This is a genomic window from Bradyrhizobium sp., assembly GCF_019242285.1.
In the GTDB taxonomy this organism is placed as follows: Bacteria; Pseudomonadota; Alphaproteobacteria; order Rhizobiales; family Xanthobacteraceae; genus Bradyrhizobium.
In genome coordinates this window covers 12,353-30,397 of the sequence record NZ_JAFAVV010000003.1, presented here as the reverse complement: position 1 = coordinate 30,397, position 18,045 = coordinate 12,353, and the positions used below count along the sequence as shown (strand labels likewise).

Sequence of the window (18,045 nt, the reverse complement as noted above, 5' to 3'; positions counted from 1 at the left end):
CATCATGCGACTGACCGCTGGAACCTTCTCGCGTCTCGGCGCAAGCTGGGACGGTCGCGGGACCAATTTTGCATTGTTCTCCGCCAACGCGCAGAAGGTCGAGCTGTGTCTGTTCGACAATCAGGGTCGTCGCGAGCTCGAACGCATCGAGCTGCCCGAACGCACCGAGGACGTCTGGCACGGCTATCTCAACGACGTCTCGCCCGGGCAGCTCTACGGCTATCGCGTCCATGGCCCCTATGAGCCGGAGCACGGCCACCGCTTCAATCCCAACAAGCTCCTGCTCGATCCCTATGCCAAGCGGCTCGCCGGCCGCCTGGTCTGGAGCGATGCGCATTTCGCTTATCGCACCGGCAGCCCGCGCGAGGACCTTTCCTTCGACCGCCGCGACAATGCGCGCGGCATGCTCAAGGCGGTCGTGGTCGACGAGACCTTCAACTGGGGCCGCCGCGAGATGCGGCCCCAGATTCCCTGGGAAGACACCATCATCTACGAGGCGCACGTCAAGGGATTGACCCAAGTGCGTGGCGACGTGCCACCCAATCTGCGCGGCACTTATGGCGGGCTGGCCTCGCCCGCCATGATCCAGCACCTGAAGCGGCTCGGCGTCACGACGATCGAGCTATTGCCGATCCACGGCTTCGTCGACGACCGCGTGCTGGTGGAGAAGAAGCTCGCCAACTACTGGGGCTACAACACGCTGGCCTTCTTCGCGCCGGAGCCGCGCTACGCCCAGGACAATCCGCTCGACGCCTTCCGCACCGCGGTGGCGCGGCTGCACGACGCCGGCATCGAGGTGATGCTCGACGTCGTCTACAACCACACCGCCGAGGGCAACCATCTCGGACCGACGCTGTCGTTCCGCGGCATCGACAACGCCTCCTACTATTGGCTGAAGCCGGAGAACCCGCGCTACTATGACGACTTCACCGGCTGCGGCTCCTCGGTCAACCTCACCCATCCGCGCGTGATGCAGATGGTGATGGACTCGCTGCGCTACTGGGTCGAGGTCTGCCATGTCGACGGCTTCCGCTTCGACCTCGCGACCACGCTGGCGCGCGAGCCCACCGGCTATGACCGCAACAGCAATTTCCTGGCCGCGATCCGGCAGGATCCGGTGCTGGCGCAGGTCAAGCTCGTGGCCGAGCCCTGGGACCTCGGCATGGGCGGCTACCAGGTCGGCGGCTTTCCCTCGCAATGGTCGGAATGGAACGACCGCTGCCGCAGCGCCATGCGGCGCTACTGGAGCGGCGAAGGCAGCCTGATCGGCGAAGTCTCCGGCCGCATGACCGCCTCCTCCGACCTGTTCAACCATGGCGGCCGCAGGCCGCGCGCCAGCATCAATCACATCACCGTGCATGACGGCTTCACGCTGCAGGATCTGTTCAGCTACAACGAGAAGCACAACGAGGCCAATGGCGAGAACAACCGCGACGGCTCCAACGACAATCACAGCAACAATTGCGGCCATGAGGGGCCGACCGACGACCCCAACATCATCTCGCTGCGCCGGCGGCTGCGCAAGAATCACCTTGCCTGCCTGCTGCTGGCGAAGGGCGTGCCGCTGATCCTCGCCGGCGACGAGGTTGCCAATTCGCAGAACGGCAACAACAACGCCTATTGCCAGGACAACGAAACCGGCTGGGTGATGTGGGACGGACTGGGACGCGATGGCGACGACCTCACCGAGTTCATCGGGCACATGACGGAGCTGCGCGAGAAATTCTCGCAGATCCGCGCACCGAGCTGGCTGGACGGACGGCGAGCCGACGGCTCTTACGGCGTGCTCTGGCTGACGCCGGCCGCGGAGGAGATGAAGGAGGAGGACTGGAAGTTTCCGGAAGGGCGATTCCTGTCCTATGTGCTCGGCCCGGTGGAACCGGGGCAGGCTCCGATCTTTATCGTCCTGAATGCCGCGCCGGAAGAGATCGGGTTCAAATTGCCGAAACTGCCGGAATACAAGAGCTGGCGACGGATATTGAATACGGCCGAAGCCAGGCAGACGAGCGCCGACTTCGCACCGGGGATCGACACCAAGGCCCCGCCGCGCGCGGTGCTGGCCTTCGCAGGGACGACATGAAGCAACTCTCTTTCGGCGTCAGCGTGACGGACGACGGCGCCTCGTTCCGGCTGTGGGCGCCGGCGGCCAGGCGCGTCGACGTGGTGCTGGAACTGCCGCACCCGATGCAGCGTGGCGCGGATGGCTGGTACACAGCCGATGTCGCTGGCATCAAGGGCGGCGCACGCTACAGGTTCCGCATCGACGACGAGATCGACGTACCCGATCCCGCATCGGCGTTCCAGCCCGAGGACGTGTCCGGCCCGAGCGAAGTCATCGATCATGCCCGCTTCGACTGGCGCGCCAGGGACTGGCGCGGGCGCCCCTGGCAGGACGCCGTCTTCATCGAGACCCATGTCGGCGCCTTCACGGAGGAAGGCAGCTACCGCGCGATGATCGACAAGCTCGATCATCTCGTGGCGACCGGCATCACCGCGCTGGAGCTGATGCCGCTGGCGGATTTCGCGGGAAGCCGGGGCTGGGGTTATGACGGCGTGCTGTGGTACGCGCCCGACAGCGCCTATGGCCGCCCCGAGGAGCTGAAGCGGCTGATCGACGAAGCGCATCTGCGCGGGCTGATGGTGTTTCTCGACGTGGTCTACAACCATTTCGGGCCGGAGGGGAATTTCCTCCACCGCTATGCGCCGACCTTCTTCACCGAAGGCCACACGCCGTGGGGCAGCGCGATCGACTATCGCCGGCCAGAGGTGCGCGCGTTCGCGATCGAGAACGCGCTGCACTGGCTGCGCGACTACCGCTTCGACGGGCTGCGGTTCGACGCCGCCAACCACATCCTGGTCGAGCCCGGCGAGATCTCCATGCTGCACGATCTGAGCCGCGCCGCCGGCGCGTTCGCGGCCCGGACCGGAAGGCACATCCATCTCGTGCTGGAGAATGGCGACAATTGTGCGAGCCTGCTCGACGCCACACAAGAGCCTCCGCATGGCAAGTTCCGCGCGCAGTGGAACGACGACTATCACCACGTCTGGCATGTGCTGCTGACCGGCGAGAGCCAGGGCTATTACGGCGACTACCAGACCTCGCCGCGCGGCCATCTCGCCCGCTCGCTGGCATCGGGCTTCGTCTATCAGGGCGAGAACGCGCCGTTCTGGGGCAACAAGCCGCGCGGCGAGTCGAGCGGCCATTTGGCGCCCACCACCTTCGTCAATTTCCTGCAGAACCACGACCAGATCGGCAACCGCCCGCTCGGCGACCGGCTGGAGGCGATCGCGGATCCGCGCGCGATCGAAGCCGCGCTGGCCGTGACCCTGCTCGCGCCGATGCCGCCGATGCTGTTCATGGGCGAGGAATGGGGCTCGAAAAAGCCGTTCCCGTTCTTCTGCGATTTCAAGGGCGAACTTGCCGAAGCCGTGCGCAAGGGGCGGCGCGAGGAATACGATTGGGCATATGAAGCCTATGGCGACGAGGTTCCCGATCCGCTCGATCCCGCCACGTTCAAGTCGGCGGTGCTCGACTGGGATGGGCGCACGACCGCGAGCGGCCGCGCGCGGCTGGAGCTGGTGCGGCGTCTTCTCGCAACGCGCCGGCGCGAGATTGTGCCGCGGCTCCAGGGCATGGCTTTCGGCGAGGCGCAGGCCAACGAAAACGGCGTGCTGAGGGCGAGCTGGCGCATCGGCGACGGCACGACGCTCCGGCTGCTCGCCAATCTGTCCGGCAGCAGCATCGCACGGCCGCGCGAAGCGATGGCGGGCACGCCGATCTGGGGCGGCGAGCCGGGCGAGCAGCTCGACCCCTGGTCGGTGTTCTGGCGCGTCGAGAGCTGACATGGCGTCGCCGATCCCGCTCGCGACCTATCGGCTTCAACTCACCAAGGATTTCGGCTTCGACAAGGCGGCCGAGATCGTGCCCTATCTGAAGGCGCTCGGCATCACCCATCTCTACGCCTCGCCCTTCATGAAGGCACGCAAGGGCTCGACCCATGGTTATGACGTCGTCGACCACACCCGGCTGAACCCGGAGCTCGGCGGCGAAGCCGGCTTCGCGCAGTTGAGTGAGGCGCTGAAGCAGCACGATCTCGGCCTGATCCTCGACTTCGTGCCCAACCATGTCGGCGTGCACTACGCCGACAATCCCTGGTGGCTCGATGTCCTGGAATGGGGCCCGGCCTCGCCGCGCGCGGTCTCCTTCGACATCGACTGGGAGCAACTGCCCTACCGCGCGCGCGGCGGCGTGCTGCTGCCGATCCTCGGCGTTTCCTATGGCGAGGCGCTGGAGCGCGGCGAGATCGAGCTGCGCTACGATGCGGACGAAGGCAGCTTCTCCTGCTGGTATTTCGAGCACCGCCTGCCGATCGCGCCCGAGCGTTACGCCGAGGTGCTGCGGATGATCGTGAAGGAAGCCGGCGCCGAGGACAGCGAGGCTGGCCGGCGCATCCTCGAATTGGCGTCGCGCTACCGGGGCCTGCGCCATCCGAACCGCGAGGAAGCGCCTTCCTTCAAGGCCGCGCTGAAGGCGATCGGCGCGGCCGAGCTCATCGCGCAGGGACTTGCCGCCTATCGCGCGGGAAAGGACCGCCCGGCGCCGACGCTCGCCCTGCATCATCTCCTGGAGCGTCAGCACTACAAGCTCGGTCACTGGCGGCTTGCCTCGAGCGACATCAACTATCGCCGCTTCTTCGACGTCAACACGCTCGCCGGGCTTCGGGTCGAGGATGCCGGGACCTTCGATGCCTCGCATCAACTGGTGAAGCGGCTGATCGCGGAAGACCGGCTGCAGGGTCTGCGGCTCGACCACATCGACGGCCTGCGCGATCCCGCGCAATATTTCCAGCGCCTGCGCCGCCTGATCCGCGACGCCCAGGGCAAGCATCCCAGGCCATTCTATCTGGTGGTCGAGAAGATCCTCGGCGAAGGCGAGAAGCTGCAGGCCTTCGCCGGCGTGCACGGCACCACCGGCTACGAGTGGATGAACGTCATCACCCAGGTGCTGGTCGAGCCGAGCGGACTCGACGCGCTGGACGAGATCTGGCGGCAGATTTCATCGACCCCGCCCCGGCTCGAGCCGGTGCTGCGCGGCGCCAAGCGGCGCGTGCTGCGGACGCTGCTCTCCAGCGAGTTCACCGTGCTGGCGCGGCTCTTGGCCCGCATCGCCAACGGGCACTATTCCACCCGCGACTATTCCGCCGACAGCCTGACCCAGGCGCTCGAGCTCTATGTGCTGCACTTCCCGGTCTACCGCACCTATCTGACGGCGCCCGGGCCGAGCGCACACGACCGCGAGCTGATCGGCGAGACCGTCAAACGGGCGCGAGCGGATTGGTTCGCCGCCGACGACGGCATTTTCGATTTCCTTCGCGACACCATCACCATGGACCTGATCCGGCGCGGCGAGACCGCGCACTCGACCGCTCGGGTGCGGCGCTTCGCGCTGAAGCTGCAGCAGTTCACCGGTCCGCTGATGGCGAAGTCGCTGGAGGACACCGCGTTCTATCGCTACCATCGCTTGCTCGCGCTCAACGAGGTCGGCGGCGACCCGGCCTCGAAGGGATTGTCGGTCGCCGCGTTTCACGCGCTGATGCAGGCGCGCGCCAGGGCCTGGCCGCATGGCATGACGGCGACTGCGACCCACGACACCAAGCGCGGCGAGGATGCCCGCGCCAGGCTCGCGGCATTGTCCGAAATATCCGGCGAATGGACCAGCACGGTCGCGAAATGGAAGGTCCTGAATGCGCCGCATGTCGTCACCAGGGGCGAGATGCGCGCGCCGTCGGTGACCGCCGAATACATGCTGTACCAGGCGCTGCTCGGCGCCTTTCCCGTAGCCGCGCAGGATGACGCCTTCGCCGAGCGCATCCAGGCCTATGCATCGAAGGCTGCGCGCGAAGGCAAGCAGGAGACGAGCTGGCTCAATCCCGTCGAGGCCTATGAGGCGGGACTGCACGGCTTCATCGAAGGGATCCTGGATCGCGAAGCCTCGGGCGAGTTCCTCGATTCGCTCGCGACCTTCTCGCAGCGCGTGGCGCTATTGGGCGCGCTCAACTCGCTGAGCCAGGTCACGCTGAAGGCGACGCTGCCGGGCGTGCCGGACTTCTACCAGGGCACCGAGCTCTGGGACCTCTCGCTGGTCGATCCCGACAATCGCCGCCCGATCGATTTTGACGCGCGCGCCAATATGCTGGAGGCGCTGAAGGCTCCCGATTGGCAGGCGCTGGTGCAGGACTGGCGCAGCGGGCGGCTGAAGCTCGCCTGGACCGCACACCTGTTGAAACTCCGGCACGAGCTCGCGGAGGTTTTCACCTTCGGCGACTATCATCCGCTCGAGGTGAGCGGCACGCATCGCAGCCACGTCATCGCCTTCGCCCGACGTCGCGGCAGGGACGCCGCGATCGTCGTGGCCGGACGCACGTTCGCGCCGCTTTCGCAAGGCGGCCGGACATGGCCCTCAGCAGATGTCTTCGACGGCTTTGTCGATGTGAGCGGTTTTGCCATGGAGGACGCCGGCACGAGCGAGCTTCCGCTCGCCACGCTGTTCCAGCACCTGCCGGTCGCCTTGCTGAAGGCGCGGATGGAAACCCCGGCCAAAACGGCCCGCAAGCGCATCGAGGTCTCGTAGGGTGGGCTAATCGTACTGAGTCACAAGAAGACTCAAGCCATTGAATCGACTCGTCTTTGTGCAAATATGGTCGTTCCAAAAAGCTCAAGAGTTTCAACGAGAGCACCACACATGTGACTTAGTACGACTAAGGCGCGCAGCGCCGTGCCCACCATTCTCTCGACGGCATTGCCCGTAATTGGTGGGCACGCTGCGCTTAGCCCACCCTCCGCATCTCGCTAAAAACGAGGCCCGATCAGTTCTTCTTGGTCAATAGCAGCTTGCCGCGATCGCGGATCATCGTCTGGGCGGCTTGCGCAAAGCGCTGCAGCAGCCAGGGCAGCATCACCTCCAGCCGGACGTGGTCCTCCTCGACGTCGATATGGCCTGACGCCGCCTGCCCGAGCGCGCGGACGCGGAAGAACATGTGATCGCCGTCCCAACGTTCTTCGTCGACGCTCAGCACCGGAACGTGCGCTGCTGCGCGCGTCAGGCCGGTTTTCAGGCGTCGGACCGCCTCCTCGCGGCCGAGGCGATGCGGAATCGAAACCACGAGTGGCGCTGACATCGGAACACCTGTTGCTGTTTTATCGCATGTAGTCGCATCCGTCGCGAAAAGAAGAGCAGCGCACACGATCGCAGTGCAAAAAACGGAACTTTCAATGTTCCCGCTCGTTTCCCCGGCACATCATGGAACTGACAAAGGGCCTCGCGAGAGGCTTCAAGGAGGCGGCATGTCGATTGGTACGATCATCCTCATCATCCTCATCATCGCGCTGCTCGGCGGCTTCAGCGGCATCGGCGGCGGCCCGTTCTACGGCACCGGTTATTATGGCGGCGGCGGCCTCGGGCTCGTCATCGTGATCCTGGTCATCCTGCTGCTGCTCGGACGCATCTGAGCCTTCGCACGCGAGATGCTCATTTCCGGGGAATCGCGCCTGCGTACCCCGGAAATGAATTAAGAGGCCTTCTCCGCAAGCTTCCTGATCGCCGCCTTGATCGATGAGGCCGCGTCGTCGAATCCCTGCCAGGCCTTGTTCTTCGCCATCAGCTTCGGTGCGGTGCGGATGGTGAAGCGCTTCGGATCGAGATCGTCCTTCACCTGCGACCAGCTCAGCGGCATCGACACCGTGGCGCCCGGCCGCGCCCGCGGCGACAGCAGGCTGACCGCCGTCGACATCCGGTCGTTGCGCAAATAATCGAGGAAGATCTTCCCCTTGCGCAGCTTCTTCGACATGTTGAGCAGGTAGCGCTCGGGATCCTCGGCCGCCATCAGCTGGCAGACGCCTTGCGCGAAAGCCTTGGCCTCGGGCCAGCTCACCTTGTCCTTCGCACCGAGACGCAGCGGCACGACGACATGCAGGCCCTTGCCGCCGGTGGACTTGCAGAAGCTCTCCATTCCGAGGTCGGAAAGACGTTGCCGCATCTCCTTCGCCGCCTCGATCACTTCGGCGAACGCGACATCAGGCGCGGGGTCGAGATCGAACACCAGCCGTCCCGGCATGTCGTATTCATCGGGGGCGCAATTCCATGGGTGTAGTTCAAGGCCCCCCACCTGGGCGACCGCCGCGAGACCTTCGATTCGATCGATCTGCAGATAGGGCTTGCGGTCACCCGACACCTTGACCAGCTCGAGCAGCTTCGAGGTGCCCTGCATGCCGTGACGTTGGAAGAATTTTTCGCCATCGATGCCGTCGGGCGCGCGCACGATCGAGCACGGCCGCCCTTTGATATAGGGGATGATCCATTCGCCGACTTGCTCGAAATAGCGCGCGAGGTCGAGCTTGGTCACGCCCTCGCGGTCGCCGCCGTCCGGCCACAGCTCCTTGTCCGGCTTGGAGATGACGACGCCCATCACCTCGCCGCCGTTCTTGTCCGCGGGCTTGGCCCGCGCGGTGGCCGCCTTCGCCGATTTGACCTGGGCCCGCGCCGTCGCGGGCTGCGCGACGCTGGCCATGTGCGGGCGTTCCGCCACCACCTCGCTCGCTGCCTTGTCCAGCCGCAACCCTTTGAACGCGGCCTGGCGCACGTTGCCGTCGGCGGTCCAGCCGGCAAATTCGATCTCGGCCACCAGCTCCGGCTTCACCCAGTGCATCTCGCGCGTCTTGCGCGGCGCGTTCTTGCCGCCGAACGGGCTCTCTCGCGATGCCGCCGCCTTCAGCGCCGGCATGATGGACTTGACCTTGTCCTGGCCGAAGCCGGTGCCGACAATGCCGACATAGGCGAGATGACCATCGTGCTGTACGCCGGCCATCAGTGAGCGGAACTTGCCGCCGGTGGTCTTCCAGCCGCCGATCACGACCTCCTGCCCGGCGCGGACCTTGGCCTTGGTCCAGCTCTCGGTGCGGCCGGACTGATAGGGCGCGCTCAGCCGCTTGGAGACGATACCCTCCATCTTCAGCTTGCGCGCCGATTCCATCACCTCTTCGCCTTCGGCCTCGAAGTGCTCGACATAGCGGACCGATTTCGCCTGGCTCTTCGGCCGCGCGTCCAACAGCTCCTTCAGCCGACGCTTGCGCTCCGAGAGCGGCAGCCGGCGCAGGTCCATGTCCTCCGCGAACAGAAGATCAAAGGCGAAGAAGATCAGCCGGCTGGTATCGCCGTCGGAGATCGCCGCCTGCAGCGAGGAGAAATTCGGCACATTGTCGTGGTCGAGCGCGACGATCTCGCCATCGATCATGACGTCCGGGAGCGCCCGCGCCTCTTGCGCGATGGCCTGAAACTTGTCGGTCCAGTCGAGGCCCTTGCGGGTCTTCAGCGTCGACTTGCCGTGCTCGACACGAAGCTGCACCCGGTAGCCGTCGAACTTGATCTCGTGGCCCCAATTCGCGCCGCCCGGCGGCTGATCGACCGCGGCACAGAGCTGCGGCGCGACGAAATCGGGAATCGAATCGATCCGTTTTGCCTTCGCTGTCACCGCCGCCTGCGCCTTCGCAGACGTCGCCTTCGGATCAGCCTCGTCGTTATTTTTGGCTTTCGCGCGCGCCTCGGCGGCCTCACCGCGGTTGGAATTCCACACCGCGTCGGCCCTGCCCCGGCCGTTCTTCGCCAGCATGAACGGCTTTGGCGCCCTGCCCTTGCCCTCGGCGATCTGCGCGATGGTCCGGCCCGAGGCCACCGAACGATCCTCGTCGAGGATGTCGTTCGCCTCGCCCTCCCTGGCGAAGTCGTCGCGATGCTTGATCAGCAGCCAGTTGGTGCGCTTGCTGCCGTCGCGATTATGGCGCATGCGCACCAGGACCCAGCTCCCGTGCAGCTTGTGGCCATCGAGGGTGAATTTGAGATCGCCCTTCTTGAAGCCACGTTCCGGATCGTCCGATTCCCAGTAGCCGCGGTCCCAGAGCTGCACGGTGCCGCCGCCATACTGGCCTTCGGGGATGGTGCCTTCGAAGTCGCCGTAGTCGAGCGGGTGGTCCTCGACCTCGACCGCGAGCCGCTTGTCATGCGGGTCGAGCGAGGGGCCGCGCGTAACCGCCCAGGACTTGAACACGCCGTCGAACTCGAGCCGGAAGTCATAGTGCAGCCGGGTCGCGTCATGCTTCTGGATCACGAAGCGGCGGCGCTTCGACGGCGCGACCTCGACCTCGCCTGAGGGCTCGGAGGTCTGCTCGAAATCGCGCTTCTTCCGGTAGGTCGACAGTTTTCGCGACGGCACAATCAGTCTCTCGTAATCGCCCGGCCTTGAGAGCCTAGCACACCTCTACGGAACCAAAACCCCGAACGTCCGTTGGAGTTCCGAAAAGCCCCTGCAAATAAAGGCTTGGAAACGCTGGAGATCGTGAATGGCCCCCCGCGCCTATTGGAAAGGCTCGCTGAAACTGTCGCTGGTGACCTGCCCGGTCCTGCTCTACCCGGCCTCGACCTCGGTCGAGAAGACGCGCTTCCACATGATCAACCGCGACACCGGTAACCGGCTGAAGCAGCAGATGGTCGATGCCGAGACCGGCGACATTGTCGAGGGCGAGCAGAAGGCGCGCGGCTATGAGCTCGCCAAGGGCAAATATGTCGAGATCGAGAAGGACGAGCTCGACGCGGTGCAGATCGAGAGCAACCATACGATCGAGATCGACAGTTTCGTGCCCACGGACGAGATCGACCCGCGTTATCTGAACCATCCTTACTACATCGCACCCGACGGCAAGGCCGGCGTCGACGCTTTTGCGGTGATCCGCGACGCGATGAGGGATCAGGACCGTGTCGCGCTGTCGCGCATCGTGCTGACCAACCGCGAGCACGTGCTGATGATCGAGCCGTTCGGCAAGGGCCTGCTCGGCACCACCCTGCGCTATCCTTACGAGCTGCGCGACGCCGACGACTATTTCGACGACATCAAGAGTCCGAAAATCTCGAAGGACATGGTCGAGCTCGCGGTCCACATCCTCGACAGCAAGGCGGCGCATTTCGACTCGTCGAAATTCAAGGACGAATACGAGAACGCGTTGCGGACGCTGGTGAAGCGCAAGGCCGCCGGCAAACCGATCAAGATCGCCGAGCCGGAAGAACGGCCAAGCAACGTCGTGAATCTGATGGACGCGCTGAAGCAGAGCCTGAAGGGAAAAGGCGCGGCACGGCGGACAAACGCGCGGTCGAGCCAGCGCCGCGCGACGCAACGGCGCGCGCCCAACAAGGCGCATCGCTCGCCGGCGCGGCACAAGCGCAAGGTGGGCTAGAGCTTTTTCGTTCCGATGGAATCGGAACGGAAGCTCCAGCTTCTTTGTTTTGACGCGTTTTCTTCACGCGAACCGGTATCCACTTCGCTCGAAAACGCTCTAAGACGCACACGCGCGATGCTTCGCATCGGGCGGAGCACCGTGCCTCCCATTCTCTCGACAGCATGCATCTTGGCGGTGGGCACGCTTCGCCTTCGCTCTTCGAGCTTCGGCGAATCCTAGCCCACGCTGCGTGACCTCGCTCGCAAACCTACCGCTTCGATTTGCGCTTCTTGCTCGTCTTCTTCGGCACCTTGGCGCCCTTCTTGCGCGCCTCGGACAATCCGATCGCAATCGCCTGCTTGCGGCTCTTGACCTTGCGGCCCGAGCGGCCGCTCTTCAGGTTGCCGCGCTTGCGCTTCTTCATTGCGCGCTCGACGCTCGAAGATGCCTTCTTTGAATATTTCCTTGCCTTGCGTGCCATGAAAATCTCTCCCGATTGCGTGGAACTAATCCTCGCGCAACGAGATGGTTCCGCATTTGCACTAGTCCGGGGCGCGCAGACGATAGCCGATGCCGGTTTCGGTCAGCACGAAATGCGGCCGCTCCGGGTCGACCTCGATCTTCTGGCGGAGCTGGCGCACATAGACGCGCAGATATTGCGCGTCGGTCAATTCGTCCCACAATTCCTTCAGGAGAAAGCGGTGGGTAAGGACCTTCCCCGCATGCTGCACCAGCACGCGCAGCAGGTCATACTCCTTCGGCGAAAGTCTGACGTCCCTGTCGCCGACCTTGACTATGCGGCGCACCAGGTCGACGGACAGATCGCCGGAGCGAAACACCGGCCGCTCGCCATGCACCTGCAACTGGTGCCGCAGCGCCGCGCGCAGCCGGGCCAGCAGCTCCTCCATCCCGAACGGTTTGGTCACGTAGTCATCGGCACCGAGATCGAGCGCCTGCACCTTGCCGGCCTCGTCGCCGCGGCTCGACAGCACCACGATCGGCACGGCGTCGTTGCGGCCGCGGATCATGCGCAGGAGATCGTGACCGTCGATATCCGGCAGGCCGAGATCAAGAATGATCAGCGCGGGCTCTTTCGCCAGCATCTCCAGCGCGCTTCTGCCGTTGGAGGCTTCGAGGACCTCGTAGCCCTGCGTGCTCAGCCCCATCCGCAGCAATTTGCGGATCGGCGGCTCGTCGTCGATCACCAGCACCTTGATCGGGTTCGCGCTCATGCGGCGGTGTCCAGCGCCGCGGCGCCGGCCGGAATCGGCAGGCGGATGGTGAGCACGGCGCCGCGGCGGTCGTACCGGTTCGCGGCCGAAATCCGGCCGCCCATGGCTTCGACGAAGCCGCGCGAGATCGCCAGCCCCAGCCCCGTGCCGGGCCGCACCTGGTCGACCTTCTGCACCCGGTAGAACTTGTCGAAGATGCTCTCGACCTCGGACGGCGGAATCCCGTCGCCCTCGTCGGTCACCTGCAGCACGACATGCTTGCCCTCGCGCGCGCTCTTGATCGCGACGGTGGTGTCGGCGGGTGAATATTTCGCAGCGTTGTCGAGCAGATTGAAGATCACCTGCTCGAACAGCACCGCGTCGAGCTCGAGCATCGGCAGCTCGGCCTCGAGCTCGAGCGTGACCTTGTGGTTCGCGAGGATCTTGCTGGCACGCCGCAGCGCGGAGCCTACGATCTCGCCGATGTCGTGCAGCGCCACGTTCGGCACGATGGTGCCGGATTCCAGCCGGGTCATGTCGAGCAGGTTGGCGATGAAGCGGTTGAGCCGCTCGGATTCGTCGATCACGGTCGCAAGCAGGTCGCGCTTCTCCTGGTCGCCCAGTCCGTCAGCGAGATCGCGCATGGTGGAAGCCGCGCCGAGCACCGAGGCCAGCGGCGTCTTGAGATCATGCGAGATCGAAGTGAGCAGCGCCGAGCGCAGGCGCTCCGATTCCACCGTGCGCTTGACCCGGTCCATGTCCTCGACCAGCAGCACGCGCTCGATCGCGAGCGCGCCCTGGTCGATCAGCGCATCGAGGAGCCGGCGCTGATCCGGCGTCAGCAACGGACCGGTGCGATCGTTGTCCATGCCCATGACACCGATCGAGCCGCGGCCGGTGCGCATCGGGATGAACAGCCGCTTGGCGCCGGGCAGCGTGTCCGAGCCGCGTCCGGCGGGGCGGTCGTTGCTCCAGGCCCAGTTCGCCGCGGCAAGGTCCGCCTGGTCGAGATGGTCCTCGGGCGGATAGCCGGCCTTCACCGCCAGCACGCCCTCCTCCGGCAGCAGCAGCACGACGCGTACCTTCAGCATCAGCGCGGTCTGATAGGCGGTCGCCCACAACACGTCGTCGAGGGTCGCGGTGCCGGCGAGCTTGCGGCTGAAGGCGTAGAGCTGCTCGGTGGTCCTGATCCGGCCGATCGCGGTGTCGGCCTGGACCCGCACGCGCCCTGCGACATTGGAAACCAGGACGGCGATGAGCATGAAGAAGATGAACGCTGCGATATTGACCGGGTCGGTGATGGTGAAGGTGTAGATCGGCGGCAGGAAGAAGAAGTTGTAGCAGAGCGAGGCGGCGATGCTGGCCAGGATCGACGGCCACAGGCCGTAGCGCACCGCGACGATCACCACCGCGGTGAGGAACACCAGGTCGACATTCTCGATGCCGAGCCAGCGATCGATCATTTCGCCGGCGAAGAGCCCGACAGCGATGATCGCGAGCGCCATCAGATAGGGCCGCGGATGGAACGGCTCCTGCCGCGCCGCGGTCTGCACCGCGCTCCTGCCGGCCGGCCCCGGCGGCAACTCATCGCCGGCGATGACGTTGACGCTGATGTTGCCGGTCCGCCGCACCAGCTCGTGAACGACCGAGCCCTGCATGATCTCGAACCAGCGCGAGCGGCTCGATTTGCCGATGATGATCTGGGTGACGTTGTTGGCCTGGGCGAAGCTGATGATGTCATCGGCGATGCGCCGCCCGACGCCGGGAATGGTCAACGCCTCGCCGCCCAGCGCCTCCGCCAGCCGCAGTGTGTCGGCGAGGCGATCGCGCTGCGCGTCGGAGAGCTGCAGCGTCCGCCGCGTTTCGATGCTGATCGCGGTCCAGGGCGCATGGACGCGATCGGCCACCCGCTTGGTGTAGCGCACGAGGCCGGCGGCGCGCGGGTCCTCGCTGACACAGACCAGGATGCGGTCGCCCGCGGCCCAGGGACCGGCGATCGCGTTGGCCTGCATGTGATTCAGGAGCTGCTCGTCGACGCGGTCGGCGGTGCGGCGCAGCGCCAATTCGCGCAGCGCGGTCAGGTTGCCGGGCGAGAAGTAATGCTCCAGCGCGCGCTCGGCCTGTCTGGGGACATAGACCTTGCCCTCCTTCAGGCGCTGGATCAGGTCGTCGGGCGTGAGGTCGATCAGCTCGATGGCATCGGCGCGGTCGAACACCGAATCCGGCACGGTCTCGCGCACGCGGACATGGGTGATCTGCGCCACGACGTCGTTGAGGCTCTCGATGTGCTGAATGTTGACGGCGGTGTAGACGTCGATGCCGCGCGACAACAGCTCCTCGACATCCAGATACCGCTTGGGATGGCGGCTGCCGGCGACATTGGTATGAGCGAGCTCATCGACCAGCGCGATCTTCGGACGGCGCGCGATGATCGCGTCGAGATCCATTTCCTCCAGCACCTGACCGCGATACTCGATGCGCCTGCGGGGGATCACCTCGAGCCCGCGGAGCAGCGCCTCGGTCTCCGCCCGGCCATGGGTCTCCACGGCGCCGACGACGACATCGACGCCGGCCTTCAGCTTGGCGTGCGCGCTCTGCAGCATCTCGTAGGTCTTGCCGACGCCTGGGGCGGCGCCGACGAAAATCTTGAGATGGCCGACACCCCCGCCCTCGCGCTTGGCTGCTTCCAGCAAGGCTTCCGGCGAGGGTCGCTGGTCGGGATCGCGGCGGGAATTGGCCATGCAACGAATATAGCCTCGGCGTCGAGCGACGCCTAGCTCACTTGCCGGCCGACCTGGACGCGGCATCCAGCGCGAGATTCAGCGCCAGCACGTTGACCCTCGGCTCGCCGAGCAATCCCGCAAGCCGGCCCCGGATGTTGTCGTTGACTAGGGCGCGGACGCGCCCCTCCGGCAGGTTGCGCGCCTTGGCCACGCGCGGCACCTGGAACAGCGCCGCCTCCGGCGAGATGTCGGGATCGAGCCCGCTTGCCGAGGTCGTGACCAGATCGACCGGCACGGGGCTGCCGGGCTTTTCAGCCTTCAGCTTCTCGACATCGTCCTTGACGCGGTCGGCGAGCGCCTTCGAGGTCGGGCCGAGATTGGAGGCGCCGGAATTGGCGGCGTTGTAGGGCGCCGGCACGGTCTTGGTGGAGTCATTCGGGTCCGGCGCGGTGGTCGCCGACGGACGACCGTGAAAATACTGGTCGCTCCTGAACTGCTGCCCGATCAGCGCTGAGCCAACCACCTTGCCGTCGCGGCGGATCAGGCTGCCTTGCGCCTGGTCCGGGAAGATGACGCCGGCAATCGCGGTGATCGCGAGCGGATAGGCGAGCCCGGTGATCAGCGTGAGCAGGAGCAGCAGAACGACGGCGGGACGAATTTCTCTCAGCATGGTTGTGTCTCCAGGGTCTCGTCATCAAGCCAGATGCAGGGCCGCGACCGCGAGGTCGATGACCTTGATGCCGATGAAGGGAATGATGATGCCGCCGACGCCGTAGATCATCAGGTTGCGGCGGAGCAGCGCGCCGGCGCCGATCGCGCGATAGGCGACGCCCTTCAGCGCCAGCGGAATCAGCGCGATGATGATCAGCGCGTTGAAGATGATCGCCGACAGGATGGCGCTCTGCGGGCTCGCCAGATGCATGACGTTGAGCACGTTGAGCTGCGGATAGAATGCCAGGAACATCGCCGGGATGATCGCGAAATATTTCGCGACATCGTTGGCGATCGAGAACGTCGTCAGCGCGCCGCGCGTCATCAGGAGCTGCTTGCCGATCTCGACCACCTCGATCAGCTTGGTCGGGTTGGAGTCGAGATCGACCATGTTGCCGGCCTCGCGCGCGGCCTGCGTTCCGGAGTTCATGGCGACGCCGACGTCGGCCTGCGCCAACGCCGGCGCGTCGTTGGTGCCGTCGCCGCACATCGCCACCAGCTTGCCCTTGGCCTGCTCGTCGCGAATGAGCTTCAGCTTGTCCTCGGGCGTCGCCTGCGCCAGGAAGTCGTCGACGCCGGCTTCGGCCGCGATCGCCGCGGCCGTCATCGGGTTGTCGCCGGTGATCATCACGGTGCGGATGCCCATGCGGCGCAACTCGGCAAAGCGCTCGCGGATGCCGCCCTTGACGATGTCCTTGAGCTGGATGACGCCGAGCAGCCGGCCGTCCTTCGCCACCGCCAGTGGCGTGCCGCCGGCCTTGGCGATCTCGTCGGCGATCGACTGGACTTCACGGGCGACATCGGAATTCGCCGTCGCCTGGATGGCGCGGACGGTGTTGCCGCTCGCCATCGTCTGCGCCGACCCGCCGCCGATATGGTTGAGGATGGCCTCGACCGCGCCCTTGCGCACCGACGAGCCGCCGGCATCGACGCCGCTCATGCGGGTCTGCGCCGTGAACGGGATGAAGGTCGCGCCGAGCTCGGCCATGTCGCGGCCGCGGATGCCATACTGCTCTTTCGCCAGCACGACGATCGAGCGGCCCTCCGGCGTCTCGTCGGCGAGCGAGGCGAGTTGCGCCGCGTCCGCCAGTTCCTGCTCGCTGATGCCGCGCACCGGGCGGAAGGCGGTCGCCTGCCGGTTGCCGAGCGTGATGGTGCCGGTCTTGTCGAGCAGCAGCGTGTCGACGTCGCCCGCGGCCTCGACCGCGCGGCCCGACATCGCCAGCACGTTGAAGCGCACCAGGCGGTCCATGCCGGCGATGCCGATCGCCGACAGCAGCGCGCCGATCGTGGTCGGGATCAAGGTCACGAACAACGCAACCAGCACCACGACCGAGATCTGACCGCCGGCATAGGACGCGTAACTCGGGATCGTCACGGTCGCGAACACGAAGATGATGGTGAGTCCCGCGAGCAGGATATTGAGCGCAATCTCGTTCGGCGTCTTCTGCCGTTCCGCGCCCTCGACCAGGCGGATCATGCGGTCGATGAAAGTCGAGCCCTGCGCCGCGGTGATGCGGACGCGGATCCAGTCGGACAGCACCTGCGTGCCGCCGGTCACCGCCGAACGGTCACCGCCGGACTCGCGGATCACCGGCGCGGATTCACCGGTGATCGCCGCCTCGTTCACCGAGGCCACGCCCTCGATCACTTCGCCGTCCGAGGGAATGGCGTCACCGGCCTCGACCAGCACGATGTCGCCGACCTTGAGGCTGGTGCCCGGCACCAGGCGGAACGTGCCGTCCGCGCCCGACAGCAGCTTGGCCTGGCTCTCGGTGCGCGTCTTGCGCAGCGAATCCGCCTGCGCCTTGCCGCGGCCTTCGGCGACGGCCTCGGCGAAGTTGGCGAACAGCACCGTGAACCACAGCCACAGGATGATCTGGAACGTGAAGCCCAGATAAGCCCCGCCGGTCACGAGGTCGCGGACGAAGATCACGGTGGTGAGCGCGGCCACGATCTCGACCACGAACATCACCGGGTTCTTCATCATCAGCCGCGGATCGAGCTTGGTAAACGCAGCCACGATCGCGGGCTTGAGGATTTTCGGATCCAGCATCGCCGACACCGGCATCCGCTTGTTGGCCTTGACGACTTCCATGGACGTAACTCCGAAATGAAACGATCAGAACACGGTGCCC

11 protein-coding genes and 1 pseudogene are annotated in these 18,045 nt (G+C 65.6%); 5 read left to right on the top strand and 7 right to left on the bottom strand.

The genetic code is table 11. The annotated features are described in order from the left end of the window. Positions 1 to 4 precede the first annotated feature (4 nt). The 3 genes from glgX to treY are packed head-to-tail and all read left to right on the top strand — an operon-like array spanning position 5 to position 6,631. Positions 5 to 2,080: a glycogen debranching protein GlgX gene (glgX, locus tag JOY90_RS00170; RefSeq protein WP_291689154.1), complete on the top strand. Its 2,076-nt coding sequence runs from the start codon at positions 5 to 7 to the stop codon at positions 2,078 to 2,080. Next, positions 2,077 to 3,843: a malto-oligosyltrehalose trehalohydrolase gene (gene treZ / locus JOY90_RS00165; RefSeq protein WP_291689153.1), complete on the top strand. Its 1,767-nt coding sequence runs from the start codon at positions 2,077 to 2,079 to the stop codon at positions 3,841 to 3,843. The genes glgX and treZ overlap by 4 nt, the downstream gene beginning before the upstream one ends. Position 3,844: 1 nt before the next feature. Further along, positions 3,845 to 6,631 carry a malto-oligosyltrehalose synthase gene (gene treY / locus JOY90_RS00160; protein ID WP_291689152.1) on the top strand — a complete coding sequence of 929 codons (2,787 nt, stop codon included), beginning with the start codon at positions 3,845 to 3,847 and terminating at the stop codon, positions 6,629 to 6,631. 235 nt (positions 6,632 to 6,866) lie between these two features. Here the strand turns inward: treY and JOY90_RS00155 are convergent, their stop codons facing one another. Beyond that, a complete protein-coding gene (locus tag JOY90_RS00155; protein ID WP_291689151.1) occupies positions 6,867 to 7,178 on the bottom strand; it encodes a polyhydroxyalkanoic acid system family protein in 312 nt (103 codons plus the stop codon). 166 nt (positions 7,179 to 7,344) lie between these two features. On the opposite strand from JOY90_RS00155, the gene JOY90_RS00150 reads away from it, so the two are divergent. Continuing rightward, positions 7,345 to 7,509 (top strand): DUF3309 family protein, encoded by a 165-nt coding sequence (locus tag JOY90_RS00150; protein ID WP_291689150.1) that lies wholly within the window; start codon positions 7,345 to 7,347, stop codon positions 7,507 to 7,509. Between the two features lie 59 nt (positions 7,510 to 7,568). On the opposite strand, the gene ligD is transcribed toward JOY90_RS00150, so the two are convergent. Further along, positions 7,569 to 10,265, bottom strand: a complete 2,697-nt coding sequence (gene ligD, locus JOY90_RS00145; RefSeq protein WP_291689149.1) for a DNA ligase D — start codon at positions 10,263 to 10,265, stop codon at positions 7,569 to 7,571. Positions 10,266 to 10,392: 127 nt separating this feature from the next. On the opposite strand from ligD, the gene JOY90_RS00140 reads away from it, so the two are divergent. Continuing rightward, complete coding sequence (locus tag JOY90_RS00140) at positions 10,393 to 11,280, top strand: Ku protein (protein WP_291689148.1); 888 nt, start codon at positions 10,393 to 10,395, stop codon at positions 11,278 to 11,280. Between the two features lie 268 nt (positions 11,281 to 11,548). Here the strand turns inward: JOY90_RS00140 and JOY90_RS00135 are convergent. From JOY90_RS00135 to kdpB, 5 genes and pseudogenes are all read right to left on the bottom strand, one after another. Beyond that, positions 11,549 to 11,743, bottom strand: a pseudogene (locus JOY90_RS00135) (DUF6496 domain-containing protein); the annotation flags it as partial. Positions 11,744 to 11,804: 61 nt separating this feature from the next. Continuing rightward, entirely contained in the window at positions 11,805 to 12,494 is a 690-nt protein-coding gene (locus JOY90_RS00130; RefSeq protein ID WP_291689146.1) for a response regulator transcription factor, read from the bottom strand. Beyond that, a complete protein-coding gene (locus JOY90_RS00125; RefSeq protein ID WP_291689145.1) occupies positions 12,491 to 15,214 on the bottom strand; it encodes a sensor histidine kinase KdpD in 2,724 nt (907 codons plus the stop codon). Before JOY90_RS00125 ends, JOY90_RS00130 begins: the two co-directional genes overlap by 4 nt. A 37-nt stretch (positions 15,215 to 15,251) precedes the next feature. Then, on the bottom strand, positions 15,252 to 15,866 hold the full coding sequence (locus tag JOY90_RS00120) for a K(+)-transporting ATPase subunit C (protein WP_291689144.1): 615 nt from the start codon (positions 15,864 to 15,866) through the stop codon (positions 15,252 to 15,254). A gap of 24 nt (positions 15,867 to 15,890) precedes the next feature. Then, positions 15,891 to 18,005, bottom strand: a complete 2,115-nt coding sequence (gene kdpB / locus JOY90_RS00115; RefSeq protein WP_291689143.1) for a potassium-transporting ATPase subunit KdpB — start codon at positions 18,003 to 18,005, stop codon at positions 15,891 to 15,893. Positions 18,006 to 18,045: the final 40 nt, after the last annotated feature.